General features: G+C 72.4%; 12 protein-coding genes. 6 read left to right on the forward strand and 6 right to left on the reverse strand.

Annotation, left to right across the window (positions count from 1 at the left end; translation table 11 throughout):
- The first annotated feature begins 10 nt into the window (after nucleotides 1–10).
- Nucleotides 11–1387 carry a sigma-54-dependent transcriptional regulator FlbD gene (gene flbD / locus EDD54_RS19875; protein WP_126538838.1) on the forward strand — a complete coding sequence of 459 codons (1377 nt, stop codon included), beginning with the start codon at nucleotides 11–13 and terminating at the stop codon, nucleotides 1385–1387.
- A gap of 86 nt (nucleotides 1388–1473) precedes the next feature.
- Here the strand turns inward: flbD and EDD54_RS19880 are convergent, their stop codons facing one another.
- Together EDD54_RS19880 and EDD54_RS19885 are read right to left on the reverse strand one after the other, a co-directional pair.
- Complete coding sequence (locus tag EDD54_RS19880; protein ID WP_126538836.1) at nucleotides 1474–2031, reverse strand: hypothetical protein; 558 nt, start codon at nucleotides 2029–2031, stop codon at nucleotides 1474–1476.
- Between the two features lie 298 nt (nucleotides 2032–2329).
- Nucleotides 2330–3661 (reverse strand): phytase, encoded by a 1332-nt coding sequence (locus EDD54_RS19885; protein WP_126538834.1) that lies wholly within the window; start codon nucleotides 3659–3661, stop codon nucleotides 2330–2332.
- Between the two features lie 166 nt (nucleotides 3662–3827).
- On the opposite strand from EDD54_RS19885, the gene flhA reads away from it, so the two are divergent.
- Nucleotides 3828–5963 carry a flagellar biosynthesis protein FlhA gene (gene flhA, locus EDD54_RS19890; RefSeq protein ID WP_245515826.1) on the forward strand — a complete coding sequence of 712 codons (2136 nt, stop codon included), beginning with the start codon at nucleotides 3828–3830 and terminating at the stop codon, nucleotides 5961–5963.
- 266 nt (nucleotides 5964–6229) lie between these two features.
- Here flhA and EDD54_RS19895 read toward each other — a convergent pair whose 3' ends face one another.
- Nucleotides 6230–6652: a secondary thiamine-phosphate synthase enzyme YjbQ gene (locus EDD54_RS19895; RefSeq protein ID WP_126538832.1), complete on the reverse strand. Its 423-nt coding sequence runs from the start codon at nucleotides 6650–6652 to the stop codon at nucleotides 6230–6232.
- 23 nt (nucleotides 6653–6675) lie between these two features.
- The gene (locus EDD54_RS19900; protein ID WP_126538830.1) at nucleotides 6676–7047 is read right to left on the reverse strand and encodes an SPOR domain-containing protein; all 372 of its coding nucleotides are present in this window, start codon (nucleotides 7045–7047) and stop codon (nucleotides 6676–6678) included.
- A 126-nt stretch (nucleotides 7048–7173) separates the two neighbouring features.
- Here EDD54_RS19900 and EDD54_RS19905 point away from each other — a divergent pair, with 126 nt between their 5' ends.
- Nucleotides 7174–8205 (forward strand): extensin-like domain-containing protein, encoded by a 1032-nt coding sequence (locus EDD54_RS19905; RefSeq protein ID WP_126538828.1) that lies wholly within the window; start codon nucleotides 7174–7176, stop codon nucleotides 8203–8205.
- Between the two features lie 27 nt (nucleotides 8206–8232).
- Here EDD54_RS19905 and EDD54_RS19910 read toward each other — a convergent pair whose 3' ends face one another.
- On the reverse strand, nucleotides 8233–9387 hold the full coding sequence (locus tag EDD54_RS19910) for an AAA family ATPase (RefSeq protein ID WP_126538826.1): 1155 nt from the start codon (nucleotides 9385–9387) through the stop codon (nucleotides 8233–8235).
- Between the two features lie 230 nt (nucleotides 9388–9617).
- Between EDD54_RS19910 and EDD54_RS19915 the strand changes: the two genes are divergently transcribed.
- Nucleotides 9618–10454, forward strand: coding sequence for a TIGR01459 family HAD-type hydrolase (locus tag EDD54_RS19915; protein WP_126538824.1), 837 nt, complete (start codon nucleotides 9618–9620; stop codon nucleotides 10452–10454).
- Between the two features lie 51 nt (nucleotides 10455–10505).
- On the forward strand, nucleotides 10506–10742 hold the full coding sequence (locus tag EDD54_RS19920) for a hypothetical protein (protein WP_126538822.1): 237 nt from the start codon (nucleotides 10506–10508) through the stop codon (nucleotides 10740–10742).
- Between the two features lie 93 nt (nucleotides 10743–10835).
- Here the strand turns inward: EDD54_RS19920 and EDD54_RS19925 are convergent, their stop codons facing one another.
- Nucleotides 10836–13562 carry a phosphoenolpyruvate carboxylase gene (locus EDD54_RS19925; protein WP_126538820.1) on the reverse strand — a complete coding sequence of 909 codons (2727 nt, stop codon included), beginning with the start codon at nucleotides 13560–13562 and terminating at the stop codon, nucleotides 10836–10838.
- A 525-nt stretch (nucleotides 13563–14087) separates the two neighbouring features.
- Here EDD54_RS19925 and EDD54_RS19930 point away from each other — a divergent pair.
- Nucleotides 14088–15341, forward strand: a complete 1254-nt coding sequence (locus EDD54_RS19930) for a multidrug effflux MFS transporter (RefSeq protein WP_126538818.1) — start codon at nucleotides 14088–14090, stop codon at nucleotides 15339–15341.
- Nucleotides 15342–15368: the final 27 nt, after the last annotated feature.

The following is a 15368-nucleotide window of genomic DNA, read 5'->3' on the forward strand; positions in this document are numbered from 1 at the left end:
GACCAACGCCATGCGCCTCCTGATCGTCGGCAGCCTCGGCGGCCAGCTCACCGCCGCCACCCGGATCGCCATGGACAAGGGCGCGTCGGTGGTCCACGCCGACACGCTCGAGACCGCGCTGCGCACGCTGCGCGCCGGCCGCGGCGCCGACCTCGTCATGGCCGACGTGGCGATCCCGATCGCCGCGCTGATCGCCGCCCTCGAGGCCGAGCGCATCCACGTGCCGGTGGTCGCCTGCGGCACCTCGACCGACGCCCGCGCCGCCGTCGGCGCGATCCGCGCCGGGGCCAAGGAATACATCCCGCTGCCGCCGGACGCCGAGCTGATCGCGGCCGTGCTCGCCGCCGTCTCCGCCGACAACCGCGACCTCGTGGTCCGCGACGAGGCGATGCTGGCGGTGGTCCGCCTCGCCGACCAGGTGGCGGCCTCGGAGGCCTCGATCCTGATCACCGGCGAGAGCGGCACCGGCAAGGAGGTGCTCGCCCGCCACGTCCACCGCCGCTCCAACCGCGCCGACCGGCCGTTCGTCTCGGTCAACTGCGCGGCGATTCCGGAGAACCTGCTCGAGAGCGAGCTGTTCGGCCACGAGAAGGGCGCCTTCACCGGCGCCGTCGCCCGGCGCGTCGGCAAGTTCGAGGAGGCCTCGGGCGGCACGCTGCTGCTCGACGAGATCTCGGAGATGGACGTGCGCCTGCAGGCCAAGCTGCTGCGCGCGATCCAGGAGCGGGTGATCGACCGCGTCGGCGGCGCCAAGCCGGTGCCGGTCGACATCCGCATCCTCGCGACGTCGAACCGCAATCTCGCCGACGCCGTGCGCGAGGGCTCGTTCCGCGAGGACCTGCTCTACCGGCTCAACGTCGTCAACCTGAAGATCCCGCCGCTGCGCGATCGCCCGGCCGACGTGATCGCCCTCGCCGAGCACTTCGGCCGCAAATACGCCGAGGTCAACGGCGTGCCGCACCGGCCGCTGTCGTCGGACGCCAAGCGCGAACTGATCGCCGCGCGCTGGCCCGGCAACGTGCGCGAGCTCGAGAACACCATGCACCGGGCGATCCTCTTGTCGTCCGGCGCCGAGATCGGCGTCGAGGCGATCCGCTCGCCGGACGGCGCCCGCTTCGAGGCCCGGGTCGAGAGCCGGCCCGCGGACGCCGCCGCCCGCGCCGCCCAGACCGCCGAGGCGGTGACGCGCGCGCTGGTCGGCCGCACCGTCGCCGACGTCGAGCGCGACCTCATCCTCGACACGCTCGACCACTGCCTCGGCAACCGCACCCACGCGGCCAAGATCCTCGGCATCTCGATCCGCACCCTGCGCAACAAGCTGAACGAATACTCCGCCGACGGCGTCGAGGTGCCCGAGCCCGGCACCGCGCGGATCGCCATGGCCTGAAACGGCGACGGGCGGCGCGGCTTTCGCCGCACCGCCCGTGCCGTGTCACGGTCGGGGGAAGAGCCCCCGCCGTGCGAGCGTGCCCGTCAACGGCACTCGGTCTGGTCGAGGCCGGCCATGGTCGAGGTGTCGCCGCCGGTCTGCTGGCTGGCGGCGTCCTGGCCGGAGGTGGCGAGATCGGACGACGGGCCGTTGGCGGCACCGCTGCCGGTCGTCGCGCCGGAGGCCGAACCCGTCGCGGCCATGTCGCCGACGCCGCCGGTCGCCATGTTCGAGCCCGTGCCCGTGGTCGAGGAGCCGCCGTCGGTGGCGGCCATGTCGCCGCTGCCGGTCGCGCCGGACGTTCCGGTGGCGCTGCCCGGCGACTGGGCGCTCTGCTGAGAACCGCCGGCGGCACCGGCAGCGCCGCTGCCGTAGGTCGTGGTGGTGCCGTCGGCACCCTGCTGGACCGCCGCGCCGGCGGTGTCGTTCTGCAGCGGCACGTTGGTGCCGTCCTTGGAGATGCCGCCCGAAGCGTCGGCGCCGCTCGCGATCGAGCCGGTGGTCTCGTTGGACGCCGAGGTGCCCGGCGGGCACGCGGCGAAGGCCGATCCGGCGCTGGCGGCGAGGGCGGTGGCGGCGAGCAGGAGCGTGAAGCGTTTCATCCCTGGTTCTCCTTGTCCACGTCGTTGGTGGGGTCCGGGTAACCAAGGGCGGCGCGTCGTGTTCCAAGGCCGGCGAGGCTTCGGAGAGATCCTGCGCGATCACCGTTCACGATGGTGACATTCACGGGCGAACCGCGGGTGACGGCTTGAGCGGAAACGGACGAGGCGCCCTCTCGCCGAGGACGCCTCCGATCGTGACAGGCAGGAAAGGGCCGGGCGCGGCCGGGTAGACCCGGGCGCGGGCCGAGCCGCGCGGCAGGAAGGACCCGGGTACGGCGGACCGTACCCGGGTGCGCCGTCAGGGCTTGCGCGGGTCGAAGGCGCCCGGGGTCACCGCCAGCGGCGGCGAGAAGCGGGCGGCGATCGCCGGCCAGGACACGAACTTGAAGTTCTGCTGCGGCGTTTCGCCGGAGAGACCGTCGAGATCGTCGTCGTAGCCGTCCTGGGTGACGAACAGGCCGCGCGGGAAGCCGGGCAGGGCGTTCGAGATCACCTCGGCGCCGTCGCTCTCCTGCACCGCGTCGATCCCGCCCTTGGCGGCGACGCGGTAGGAGCCGAGGAGCTTCGGCGTCGCCGTGCCCTTCAGGCCGAACACCGCGAAGCTGTCGTCGTAGGGCGCGTCGGCAGAGGGGTTGTCGCCGTGGGCGCCGCCCTGGCTCGAGGCCAGCAGGTAACCGGTGCCGTTGCGGCCGTAGTAAATGCAGAGGCCCTCGACGTCGCGTGCGATCACGCTGGTCGGCTCGTGGAAGCTGCTCTCGGTCGAGCCGCGGGTCTCGTAGACGAGCGTCGGAACCGCCTTGGCGCCCTTCTTCAGGTCGATCCGCCAGATCCCGACGTCCTCCTGGCCGGCGTAGAGGATGCCGTTGCGCTGGTCGACGACGAGGCCCTCGAACTGCGGGCTCCAGTCCTTCTTCGGGTCGTCGCTCTCCTCGCGCAGACTCTGACCGTCGTGGACGACCGGCACGCGGTAGTCGAAGAGGAACTTCGCGACGATCTTGCCGCCCTTCTGCGGCTCCAGCCGGAACACGCCGAGCCGCGGCTCGCCGCGCTGGGTCACGATCACCAGCGGCTTGCCGGTGGTCCGGTTCGACCACGTGGTCAGGCCGTAGGCGGTGTGCTGGTCGTCGAGCGGGTTGTCCTCGAGGCCGGTGCCGTCGGCGAGCGGGCGCTTCGGGAAGGCGCGGGCCGGATCGGCCGGCGTGACGTCGACCAGCGGTTCGGCCTTGCCCGGCGCGACCTGGTAGACGCGGATGCGGTCGAGCGCGCGGTCGCTGGCGACCACGACGTCGACGGTGCGGCCGTTCTTCAGCTTCACGCCGTAGGCGACGTCGACGTTGTTGATGCGCCCCTTGCCCTCGTCGGTCTTCTGCGGGTCGATCACCTGGATCCGCTTGCCGGAGAGGTCGTAGACGCGGATGCCGCCCTTCTTCACCGCTGTGGCGACGAAGCTGGCGTAGCGCGCGTTCGGGGCGACCCAAACGGCCGGATCGTCGGCGTCGGACTCGTAGTCGTTGTCCGGCAGCGGCGGGGTGGTCTCGAGCGTCGGCTTGACCTCGGCCACGACCGGGGCGCCGGCGAAGGCGGGAGCGGCGGAGGCGAGGAGCAGGGCGAGGAGGGCGGCGGTGCGCAAGGGCGTGGTCTCCGGGATGGGACGAGCCCGCGTAGCAGCGGCGCATGACAGCCGATTGAAGCGGGGACGGCGGCGCGGGCGGGGGCCGGGTTAACGGCTCGTTAACCATCCGCCCGGCAATTTCTGCCCAGCGCTTCGCGCCTCTCGCAGCAAGGGACGGATCACGGTGACAGACGTTCCGGACGGTGCCGGCACCGGCTCCTCGGTCCCCCTGGGGCTGAGGCTGCCGACCCTCGAGGAGTTGCGCGGCGCGCTGATGCGCGGCGACGTCGCCTTCGCGGTCGGCGTGATGGCGATCCTGGTCGTCCTGATCCTGCCGCTGCCGTCGATCCTGCTCGACTTCTTCCTGGCGGTCTCGATCATCTTCTCGATCCTGATCCTGATGACGGCGCTCTTCATCCAGGCGCCGCTGGAATTCTCCTCCTTCCCGACCGTGCTCCTGATCGCGACCATGCTGCGGCTCGCGCTCAACCTCGCCTCGACGCGGCTGATCCTCAGCCACGGCCACGAGGGTACGGCCGCCGCCGGCCACGTCATCCAGGCCTTCGGGAACTTCGTGATGGGCGGCAACTTCGTGATCGGCATCATCGTGTTCGCGATCCTGGTGATCGTGAACTTCGTGGTGATCACCAAGGGTTCGGGCCGCATCGCCGAGGTCGCGGCCCGCTTCACCCTCGACGCCATGCCGGGCAAGCAGATGGCGATCGACGCCGATCTCTCCGCCGGCCTGATCAAGGAGACCGAGGCGCGCGAGCGGCGCAAGAACCTCGAGCAGGAGAGCGCCTTCTTCGGCGCCATGGACGGCGCGTCGAAATTCGTGCGCGGCGACGCCGTCGCCGGCCTCCTGATCACCTTCATCAACGTGCTCGGCGGCATCGTCATCGGCACGCTGCAGATGGACCTGACCATCGCCGAGGCCGGCCACAGCTACACCATCCTCACCGTCGGCGACGGCCTCGTCAGCCAGATCCCGGCGCTGATCGTCTCGACCGCGGCCGGCCTGCTCGTCTCCAAGGCCGGCGTCTCCGGCGCCGCCGACAAGGCGCTGGTGACGCAGCTCTCGGGCTATCCGACCGCGCTCGGCATGTCGGCCGCGGCGATGGGCGTGCTGTCGATCCTGCCGGGCCTGCCGTTCCTGCCCTTCGCGACGCTCGCCGCCGGCGCCGGCGTGCTCGCCGTGGTGGCGCGGCGGCAGCTCGCCCAGAAGAAGGTGGTCGCGGCGATGGAGAAGGCGGCCGCCGACGCGCCGCCGCCGCCCCCCGCCGAGGAGCCGATCCAGACCGCGCTGAAGATGGACGACCTGCGCGTCGAGCTCGGCTACGGCCTGTTGCCGCTGATCAACCAGGAGAACGGCGGCGAGAAGCTGTCCGACCAGATCAAGGCGCTGCGCCGGCAGATCGCCTCGGAGATGGGCTTCGTGATGCCGCCGGTGCGCCTCCTCGACAACGTGCAGCTGCCGGCCAACGAATACGTCATCAAGATCAAGGAGGTGGACGCCGGCCGCGGCACGCTCTTCCCCAACCAGTTCATGGTGATGGACCCGATGGGCGGCAAGGTCGCCATCCCGGGCACCCAGACCACCGAGCCGACCTTCGGTCTGGCGGCGACCTGGGTCGAGGCGCGGCTGCGCGAGGAGGCGGCGATCCGCGGTTACACCGTGGTCGACCCGGCGACCGTGCTGTCGACGCACCTCTCCGAAACGCTCAAGAACAACATGCAGGAGATCCTGTCCTACGGCGACGTCAAGAAGCTGCTCGCCGACCTGCCGGCCGATCAGGCCAAGCTGGTCGACGACCTCGTCCCGGGCCAGATCACCATCTCCGGCATCCAGCGGGTGCTGCAGTCGCTGCTGGCCGAGCGCGTCTCGATCCGCGACCTCTCGACCATCATGGAAGGGCTCGCCGAGGCGGTCGGCCACAGCCGGTCGACCCAGATGCTGACCGAGCACGTCCGCGCCCGCCTCGCCCGCCAGATCTGCGCCGGCCACATCGCGCCCGGCGGCTACCTGCCGCTGGTGACGCTGTCGCCGGCCTGGGAACAGGCCTTCATCGAGGCGCTGGTCGGCGACGGCGAGGAGAAGCGGCTCGCCATGGCGCCCTCCAAGCTGCAGGAATTCGTCGTGCTGGTGCGCGACGGCTTCGAGGAATGCGCCCGCCGCGGCGAACTGCCGGTGCTGATGACCAGCCCGATGATCCGCCCCTACGTCCGCTCCATCGTCGAACGCTTCCGCGCGCACACCACGGTGATGAGCCAGGCCGAGGTGCACCCGCGCGTGCGGCTGAAGACGGTGTATTCGATCTGACGGGTGGGCGCGGCGGCTCGCCCCTTCGAGGGCGCGGAGTGCGGCCGCTGGCGATGGACCGTCGGATGGACCGAGCTATTTCCATGGCTTGGTCCGCGAAGGCGGACCATCCACGAGGTCCGGGGCGAGGCGGTGTCCTCGGCCTGTGCGGCCCCGTCGGGACGTGGATGGTCCGCCTCCGCGGACCAAGTCGACTTGGGGGCGGGGCACCGGGGACCGACCGGCCCTTGGCGACTGTCCGTGCTCCATGCCGTCGATGGGCCCGTTCACGCCGAGAGGTGCAGCAGCACCTCGCGCCGGTGCGGGCGGGCGCGGTGTTCGAACAGGTAGAGCCCCTGCCACGTGCCGAGGGCGAGGCGGCCGGCGGTGACCGGGATGCCGACCGAGACGGCGGTCAGCGCGGTCTTGACGTGCGCCGGCATGTCGTCGCGGCCCTCGAGGCGGTGGACGAGGTAGTGCATCGACGGGTCGTCGGCCGGCGGCACCAGCCGGTCGAGGAAGGCGAGGAGGTCGGTCCGGACGTCCGGATCGGCGTTCTCCTGGATCAGCACCGAGCAGGAGGTGTGGCGCACGAAGGCCGTCAGCAGGCCCTCCTCGACGGCGCAGGCCGCCACGAAGGCTTCGGCGCGCGCGGTGATCTCGTAGAGCCCGGGACCGCGGGTGTCGACGACGAGCAGGGTCTGCGGCATCGGGCGTCTCCTTCCCCGCGGTCTCACTCCCCGGCGTAGCGGCCCCATTTCAGGTAGGCGTCGGGCACGCAGCGGCGCGCCGCCTCCAGCATCGGCGCCGCCGCCGCCTTGGTGGGGAAGGGCACCATGTGCACCACCACCACGACGCCGGGCGAGAAGCCCTCGAACTTGGCGCTGAAGTCGCCGAAGGGATCGACGCCGCAGGTGCGGACGTGCGCGTCGAAGGCCGGATCGAACGGCGCCGACTCCCCGTCGGTCGCCCGCGCCGCCAGCACGATCCACCAGCCCTCGGACGGCAGCTCCTCGCCGCCCTCCTCCTGGGCGAGGGCGGGGGACGCCGCGAGCGTCAGGGCGAGTGCCGCGGCGGCGAGGGGAATGCGGAACGTCGATGCCATGGTCGTCTTCTCGGCCCCCGGGGCCGTGTCGGCCCCGCGCGGCAGGCTAGGGATCGCCCGCCGGGCCGTCAACGCGGCCGGCAACCCTAACGAGGGTTTAACCAATCCGGTCGACACTTCGGTGCCATGTCGAAGTTCAGTCGCGCGTCCGGCATCCTGGCCCTCTTCGTTCCCGCCGTCCTCTCGGGCTGCGGGTGGTTCGACTACGAGGATCGCGAGCCCTGGCGGGCGCAGGTGGAAGCCGCCTGCTTCGCCCGCAACCTCGTCAAGCTGTCGCCCCTGATCCAGGAGGTTGACGAGATCGAGGGCAAGGGCGTCTGCGGCCTCGACCGGCCGCTCAAGGTCGCCGCGCTCGAGGACGGCACGGTGCGGATCGGCGGGCGCGCGGTGGTGATGTCCTGCCCGATGACCGCGGCGCTGGAGCGCTGGGTCAAGGACAGCGTCATGCCGGCCGCCTACGCGCGCTACGGCGTGCCGGTCGTCGAGATCAAGACCTTCGGCACCTACAACTGCCGCACCCGCAACAACGTGCCCGGCGCGCGCCTCAGCGAGCACGCCTTCGCCAACGCCTTCGACTTCGCCGGCGCCGTGCTCGCCAACGGCTACACCGTGACGGTGAAGCGAGGCTGGCGCGGCGGCGAGGCCGACCGCGCCTTCCTGCGCCAGATCCACGTCGGCGCCTGCGGGCCGTTCAGCACCGTGCTCGGCCCGGGCTCGGACGGCAAGCACGAGGACCACCTTCACCTCGACCTCGCCCGTCACAACGCCAAGGGCACCTACCGCTACTGCCGGCCGAAGATCGACGCGCCGCCGCCGGCCTCCTATCCGCCGACCTTCCAGGTCGGACCGGACGGCGGCGTGCCGGTGGCGGCGGCCGATCCCGATCCCTGGCCGCGCACCCTGCCGGAGCCGACGCCGGCCGCCGCGGTGCCGCTGCCGCAGGCCTCGCCCGTGCCGCAGGCCTCGACCTATCCGCCGCAGACGGCGCCCACTCCGCCGGCGCCGGTGCAGCAGCCGCCGGGTTGCCCGCCGGGCTACGTCTGCACGCCGGTGACGCCGGACGCCGTCGGCCCGGCCGCGCTCGGCTGGTCACGGGGCGCCGACGCGGTCGACCCCGGCGTCACGGGATCGCTCGGCGAGCCCTATTCGGACGAGTGATCGCGCGCTTGCGGCGCCGCCGGCGCGTCAGCGCTCCGGCCAGCGCCAGACCGGGGCGTCGACGTCCGCGGCCGAGGTCTCGCCGAACGACTTTTCCAGCCGCAGTTCCACGGCGCCCGCCTCCGCCGCGAGGGCGGCGGCGAGCGCGTCGGCGTGGGTGACGACGACCACCTGGGAGCGCGTCGCGGCGGCCGCGAGCATGCGGGCGAGCGGGGCGATCAGGTCCGGGTGCAGGCTGGTCTCGGGTTCGTTCAGCACCATCAGTTCCGGCGGACGCGGCGTCGCGAGTGCCGCGGCGAGCAGCAGGTAGCGCAGCGTGCCGTCGGAGAGCTCGGCGGCGCGCAGCGGCCGGAGCAGGCCGTGCTGGCGCATCGTCGTCTCGAAGAAGCCGTCGGTGGAACTGATCTCGACGCGCGAGCCGGGGAAGGCGTCCGCGATGGCGGCGTCGAGACCGTCGGCGTCGCCGATCTCGCGGATGGTCTGCAGGGCGGCGGCGAGGTCGGCGCCGTCGGCGGCGAGCACGGGGGTGTGGGTGCCGACCTGCGGTCGCCGGCTCGGGGCGTCGCGGTCGGTGCGCAGGCTGTCGTAGAAGCGCCAGCCGCGCAGGCGTTCGCGCAGGGTGAGCAGCTCGAAGCCGTCGCGGCCGTCGGCGGCGTGGGTCAGCATGCTGTCGAGCGGGGAGAGGTGGTCGAAGGCGCGGCGCCAGCCGTGGTCGTCGCCGCGCAGCAGCACCGCCGGGCCGCGCCGCTCGGCGATCGCGTTGCTCCGGCCGAGCCGCTCGCCGACCCAGAGCGTCTCGGCCTTGACGACGGGGTCGAGGTCGAAGGCGGACTTGTCGGGCACGGGATAGCCGAGGTCGATGGCGTAGCCGTAGTCCGATCCGGCGAAGCCGAGCCGGAGCGACACCGGCCCGCGGCGGACCTGGCCCTCGACCGGAACCTCGCCGCGCCGCATCCGCCTGGTCACCTGCTCGGGTCCCGCCCACAGCGCCGCCGGCAGGCCGCCCTCGAGCGCGAGCGACTGCACGACGCGGCCCTGGCCGACGTCGGCGAGGAGGCGCAGCGCCCGGTAGAGGCTGGACTTGCCGCTGCCGTTGGCGCCGGTGACCACGGTGGGCGAGCCGAGCGGCACCACGAGGTCGCGCAGCGAACGGTAGCCGGAGATGGCGACGGTACGGATCATCGCTCGCAAGCTAGCGGAGGGCTGCGGCGCGGAAAAGCGCGGGCGCGATCGCCGCGGGGGCTCGCCGCGGCGCGACCCGGCGCCATCTTCTCGGGTTCGGCCGGCCTCTTCGCGGTTTGGCCAATGTGCAAAGCCCCGGGCGCTGGTATCCTCGGGGCGTCGACTTCGTGAGGTCCCGCCTTGAGCAGCGGCACGCCGCCCGATCATTCGCCCGCGCGGGGCCGTCGCCCATGACGGCCGCCGGCATCCGTGACCTCGTGGATGGCCACGGGGTGTTCTTCGTCGACCAGTTCGGCGTCCTCCACGACGGCCACGAGCCCTATCCAGGCGCCGTCGACGCGCTGGCGCGGCTGAAGGCGGCGGGGCGGCGGGTCGTGATCCTCTCCAATTCCGGCCGGACCGGCGGCTACAACGCCGCCCGGCTGGCGGAACTGGGCTTTCCCGCCGGGCTCTACGACCGCGTCGTCACCTCCGGCGACGTCGCCTTCGCCTGGCTGGCGGCGCCGGGCGCGCCGGTGACGCCGGGGCCGGCGACGCGCTGCCTGACCATCTCCGGCGTCGGCGACCGCAACCTCGCCGGCGCGCTCGCCTTCTCCGAGGCCGAGACCGGCGCCGACGCCGACTTCGTGGTGATCGCCGGCAGCCGCGGCGACGTGGTGCCGCTCTCGACCTACCGCGAGATCCTGGAACCCGCCGCCCGCCGCGGCGTGCCGGCGGTGTGCACCAACCCGGACATGGTGATGCTGACCCGCGGCGGCACCAGCTTCGCGGCGGGCCGCATCGCCGCGCTCTACGCCGAACTCGGCGGGCCGGTCTCCTACGTCGGCAAACCCTACCCGGACATGTACGCCTTCGCGGCGCGGGCGGCGGCGGTGGAGGATCCGGCCACGGTGGTCTGCGTCGGCGACAGCATCGAGCACGACATCGTCGGCGCCAAGCGCTTCGGCGCCGCGGCGGTGCTGGTGCGCACCGGCGTGCTCGCCACCCTCGACGACGCCGCCATCGCCGCCGAGGCGCGCCGCCACGGCGTCGTCCCCGACCTGGTGCTGCCGCGCTTCTCCTGGTGAGGAACCGCGCGTTCGCGCGCGACGTTGGCCCTCCTCCAGGAGGAGACGACCATGAGCGAACGCGAGAAGCCCGGCGAGGGCGGTTCCTTCCACGGCCCCGAGGACCCGGACGGCCGCCACGAGAAGGCGCGGGAAGAGGCCGCGGAACGCGAGGAGACCGCGCGCGAGGACTTGCCGTCGGCCGGTCCCCACGCCGAGGAGCACCTGACCGACCACGGCAAGACCCCCGGCACCGGCGCACTGCCGGACACGGGCTCCAACGACGAGATCGACCCGGGCGCCGGCTGACGGCGCCCGGTCGGTTCGGCCGGACGGGCTCGGCCGGTCCGGCCGTTCTTTCGGACGGGCCTCGGCCCGTCCACTTCCTCTTTCGGACGGGCTTCAGCCCGTCCAGCCGAGGCCGCCGGCGATGCAGTTCATCGACAGGAGCAGCGGCGCGAGGATCGCCTCGCGGGCCGGGCCGTCGGAGGCGGCGCGGTACTCGCCGAGCAGTTGGACCTGCCAGCGGTTGCCGCGGTCGATCAACGGCTTGACGTGGTCGTGGCGGCGGCGGAAGGCCGGGAAACGGACCGAGAGTTCCGAGCCGCCGGTCACCTTCAGCACCTCTTCCACCGTGACCGCGTATTCCTGGCGGACCATGCCGAAGATGCGCTCGCGCGCCTCGGCGTCCGGCACCAGAGCCGCATAGGCGGCGGCGATCTCCATGTCGGCGATCGTCAGCGTCTTCTCGACCTCGTCGATGACGAGGCGGAAGAAGCGGTTCTGGGCGTACATCTCGGCGAGCAGGCGCCGTCCGTCGTCGCCCATCACTTTGACGTAGGAGCGCATCGCCGTGCCCATGCCGTACCAGCCGGTGACGAGGTGGCGGTTTTGGCTCCAGGCGAACACCCATGGGATGGCGCGCAGGTCGGCGAGGGCGCGGGCGCCGAAGCGGCGGGCCGGGCGCGAGCCGAGCTTGAGGTGGGCGAGCTCCTCGACCGGGCTGGCGGCGTTGAAATAGTCGATCAGGCCGGGCTGTTCGATCAGTCGGCGGTAGGAGGCGAGCGAGAGGCCGGACAGTGCCTCCAGTGCGTCTTCGTGCTCGGGCACCGGCTTCAAGGCGGCCTCGCCGGGCGACTTCAGCGTGTGGGCGACCACGCTCGCGGCCAGCAGCTCGAGCTGATAGAGCGCCGTGCCCTTGTTGGCGTACTTGGACGAGACCACCTCGCCCTGCTCGGTCAGCCGCAACCGGCCGCCGACGGTGCCGGCGGGCTGGGCGGCGATGGCGCGGCCGGTGGGGGCGCCGCCGCGCGAGACCGAGCCGCCGCGGCCGTGGAAGAACGAGATCCTGACCTTGCGGCGCCGGCCGACCTCGGCGAGGCGCTTCTGCGCCTTGGCGAGTTCCCAGTTGGAGCAGAGGAAGCCGCCGTCCTTGTTGCTGTCGGAGTAGCCGAGCATGATCTCCTGCACGGAGCCGCGCTCGCGCATCATCCGGCGCACCACCGGCTGCTCGAACAGGTCGAGCATGATCGGCTCGGCGGCGACGAGGTCGTCGATGGTCTCGAACAGCGGGATCACCGGCGGCATCGGATGGAACCGGCCCTCCTCTTCGGGGATCAGACCGGCGTATTTGGCGATGAGGTAGACGGCGAGGAGATCGGCCGCCGAGGTGGTCATCGACAGGATGATCGAGCCGACCGCGGTCGGGTCCGGGCCGTCGCGGCTGTCGCGGACGACGGCGAAGGTGGCGAGCGTCTCGGCCGCCTCCTCGGGCAGGTCGGCCGGGATCTCAGGGACCGGGCGGATCAGCTCGCGGTCGATCATCGCGCGCCAAGCCGGGGTGTTCACCTCGGGGATCGCGACGCCCGGGTGGATGCGCTGCCAGATCGCGGCGACGGTGCGGTTGATGACCGTCGAGTTCTGGCGGATGTCGAGGGCGGCGGTGCGGAAGCCGAAGATCTCGACCTCCCAGCGCACCGGCCGCACTCGCGCCGCGGCGAGCTCGGCGGCACCGACCGCGACCAGCGCGCGCTCGGCGACGGCGAGCTGGCGGGCGAGGTCGTTCGGCGTCAGGTAGGGCTTCGCCTTGCTGGCGGGATCGCCGGCGGTCGCCTTCACGCGCTCCAGCACGGCGACGAAATACTGCCGGAAGATCTCGCCCGGGTTGCGCGCGACGATGTCGGCGGCCTGACCGGAGGCGTGCAGGGCGTCGGCGAGCGGCTTGGCGAAGTCGTCGGGCACGCCGACCACCGCCGCGGAGATCGAGAGGTGGCGGATCAGGTCGGTGACGCGCTGCTCGAGCCGCGACAGGGCGGCCTTGCGGTATTCGCCGAGCGCCCAGCGCGTCACCGGCGCGGTGACGAAGGGGTTGCCGTCGCGGTCGCCGGCGATCCAGGTCGACCAGCGCAGGATCGGCGGCACGGCGATGTCGTCGTCGGGATAGTGGCGGCGCAGCGCCGCCGCGAGCGCCTCGATCACCTCGGGGGTGCGCAGGTAGAGCGTCTCGTGGAAGAAGTGCAGGCCCCAGGCGACCTCCTGCTCGACGGTCGGCTTCTCGAGGCGGAGCTCGCCGGTCATCCACAGGAGGTCGATCTCCGAGCGCAGCGACCGTCGCAGCGCCTCGCGCTCGCGCGGGGTCCAGCGCACGGACTCGAGCTCGACCAGCAGGCGGTAGATCCGGCGGTGGATCTCGAGCACCGTGACGCGCTTGGCCTCGGTCGGGTGGGCGGTGATGGTCGGCACCACCTCCATGCCGGCGAGCGCCTCGCGCAGCTCGTCCGCCTCGACGCCGGCGCGGGCGACGCCGGCGACCACGTTGGAGAAGGAGCCGGCGATGCTGTCGGGGCCGTTGGAGGTCTCGAGGCGCCGGCGGGCGCGCATCGCCACGTTCTCCTCGGCGATCGAGAGCAGCTGGAACCAGATGCCGGTCATCTGCAGGGCCGGCACGCGCAGCTCGTCCGGGATCTCGCCTGAGCGGTCGGGGTCGAACAGCACGCCGGTCAGGCCGGGCTGGCGGATCCGGATGACGTCGGCGAGCAGCTCGAACAGCAGCTCGAACACCTCCGTGAACTCGTCGCCGTGCTCGCCGGCCGGAAAGGCCGCCTGGGTGGAGAACGTCTCGGCATTCATCACGGGTCTGGCCCCATCCGTTCGCGGCCGCCCGTGGTGGCGGGCCGCCGTCGGGCGCGCCTTCCCGGCGCGTCGCTCCGTGCGAACCAAGCGCGCCGCGGCGGCGGCGGACAAGACGACACGGCGTCGCCCTCGGCCGCCGCGGCGACGCCGGCAAGTGTTCGCCCGAGGAACGTTTGCGCGAAGACGCTGGCCGGAAGCGCGGAAAACCGCGGAAAAACCGGTGCCGCCGCCACCTGCTCCACCCGGACGGTCGCCAAGTCTCACTTTTTGTGCGGTCGCACTTCAGAAAATCCGTGTTGCCAGCGCCCGGCATCCCGGGCGTCGCCGCGGGCGGTCCGATCACGACCGCGTGTCGGCGGGGGCGCGGGGGTTGGCCGTGCCGGCCGGCTCCTGTAGGAAGGGCGGGCCGCCGGGGGGCGGCCGCCATCGACCGTCGCGCCGCACCGGCCGGCGGGCCATCCCTTCATAGCCCCGCCGGGGCCCGTCGCCCGCGCGCCCGCCGCGCGAGACACCGGATTCGCCATGACCACCGCACCCGCCCCGTCCGCGGCGCGCTTCCAGTTGCACTTCGCGGAATTCGTCGCCCTCGTCGCCTTCATGATGGGGCTGACCGCGCTCGGCATCGACACGCTGCTGCCGGCCTTCCCGATGATCGCCGCGGAGTTCCACGTCGCCACCGAGAACGACCTGCAGCTGCTCGTCTACGTCTACATGATCGGCTTCGCGGTGACGCAGCTCGCCTACGGCCCGGTCTCCGACATGGTCGGGCGGCGCCCGGTGATGATCGTCGGCATGCTGCTGTTCGCGGTCGGCGGCGTCGCCGCCATGCTGGCGCACAGCTTCACCGCCCTGATCGCCGCCCGCCTCGTGCAGGGCATGGGCGCGGCGGCGGCGCGCGTGCTCGCGGTCTCGATCGTGCGCGACCGCTTCTCCGGGCGCGACATGGCGCGGGTGATGTCGCTGACCATGATGGTGTTCATCACCATCCCCGTGCTCGCGCCCGCCTTCGGCAGCCTCGTGCTGCTGTTCGGCGGCTGGCGCTTCCTGTTCGGCGTGATGTTTGCGCTGGTGCTCGCGGTGCTCGCCTGGTTCACGCTCCGCATGCCCGAGACGCTGCACCCGGAATACCGGATGCCATTGTCCTGGCGGCGGATCGAGGAGGGGGTGCTCGCCTGCGTGCGCAACCGCGCCGCCGCCGGCTATTCCACCGCCATGGGCCTGATGTCGGGCTGCCTGATGGGCTACGTCGGCTCGGCGCAGCAGATCTTCGGCGCCGACGTCTACGCCCTCGGCGCGTGGTTCCCGCTCGCCTTCGGCCTCGTCGCCTGCGTGATGGGCGTCGGCGCCTTCGTCAACTCGCGCCTCGTCGCCCGCCACGGCATGCGGCGGATGGCGCACACGGCGCTGGTCGGCTACGTCGCGGTCGCGCTCTTGCAGCTCGCCGTCTCGTTCGCCTACGGCGGCCATCCGCCGCTGGTGGTGTTCGGGCTGATCCTCGCCGCCAACAACTTCCTGTTCAGCCTGACGGTGCCGAACTTCAACGCCATGTCGATGGAGCCGCTCGGCGCGATCGCCGGGACGGCGTCGTCGCTGATCGGCTTCTACACCACGCTGATGGGCGCCCTGCTCGGCCTCGCGATCGGTCAGGCCTTCGACGGCACCGTGCTGCCGCTCGGCGCCGGCTTCGTGGTCTATTCGGTGCTGTCGCTGGCGGTGGTGCTGTGGGCCGAGAAAGGCCGGCTGTTCCAGGCCCAGCACGCCGCCCCGCGGCACTGACCCTCGACGCGACGCGCGGGCGACGCC

Source organism: Oharaeibacter diazotrophicus, assembly GCF_004362745.1.
GTDB classification, from domain to species: domain Bacteria; phylum Pseudomonadota; class Alphaproteobacteria; order Rhizobiales; family Pleomorphomonadaceae; genus Oharaeibacter; species Oharaeibacter diazotrophicus.

Excerpts from the sequence above, each read along its gene's own strand:
- flbD (WP_126538838.1), top strand. The coding sequence starts at position 11 with ATGCGCCTCCTGATCGTCGGCAGCCTCGGCGGCCAGCTCACCGCCGCC.
- EDD54_RS19880 (WP_126538836.1), bottom strand. The coding sequence starts at position 2,031 with ATGAAACGCTTCACGCTCCTGCTCGCCGCCACCGCCCTCGCCGCCAGC.
- EDD54_RS19895 (WP_126538832.1), bottom strand. The coding sequence starts at position 6,652 with ATGCCGCAGACCCTGCTCGTCGTCGACACCCGCGGTCCCGGGCTCTAC.
- EDD54_RS19900 (WP_126538830.1), bottom strand. The coding sequence starts at position 7,047 with ATGGCATCGACGTTCCGCATTCCCCTCGCCGCCGCGGCACTCGCCCTG.
- EDD54_RS19905 (WP_126538828.1), top strand. The coding sequence starts at position 7,174 with ATGTCGAAGTTCAGTCGCGCGTCCGGCATCCTGGCCCTCTTCGTTCCC.
- EDD54_RS19910 (WP_126538826.1), bottom strand. The coding sequence starts at position 9,387 with ATGATCCGTACCGTCGCCATCTCCGGCTACCGTTCGCTGCGCGACCTC.
- EDD54_RS19915 (WP_126538824.1), top strand. The coding sequence starts at position 9,618 with ATGACGGCCGCCGGCATCCGTGACCTCGTGGATGGCCACGGGGTGTTC.
- EDD54_RS19920 (WP_126538822.1), top strand. The coding sequence starts at position 10,506 with ATGAGCGAACGCGAGAAGCCCGGCGAGGGCGGTTCCTTCCACGGCCCC.
- EDD54_RS19925 (WP_126538820.1), bottom strand. The coding sequence starts at position 13,562 with ATGAATGCCGAGACGTTCTCCACCCAGGCGGCCTTTCCGGCCGGCGAG.
- EDD54_RS19930 (WP_126538818.1), top strand. The coding sequence starts at position 14,088 with ATGACCACCGCACCCGCCCCGTCCGCGGCGCGCTTCCAGTTGCACTTC.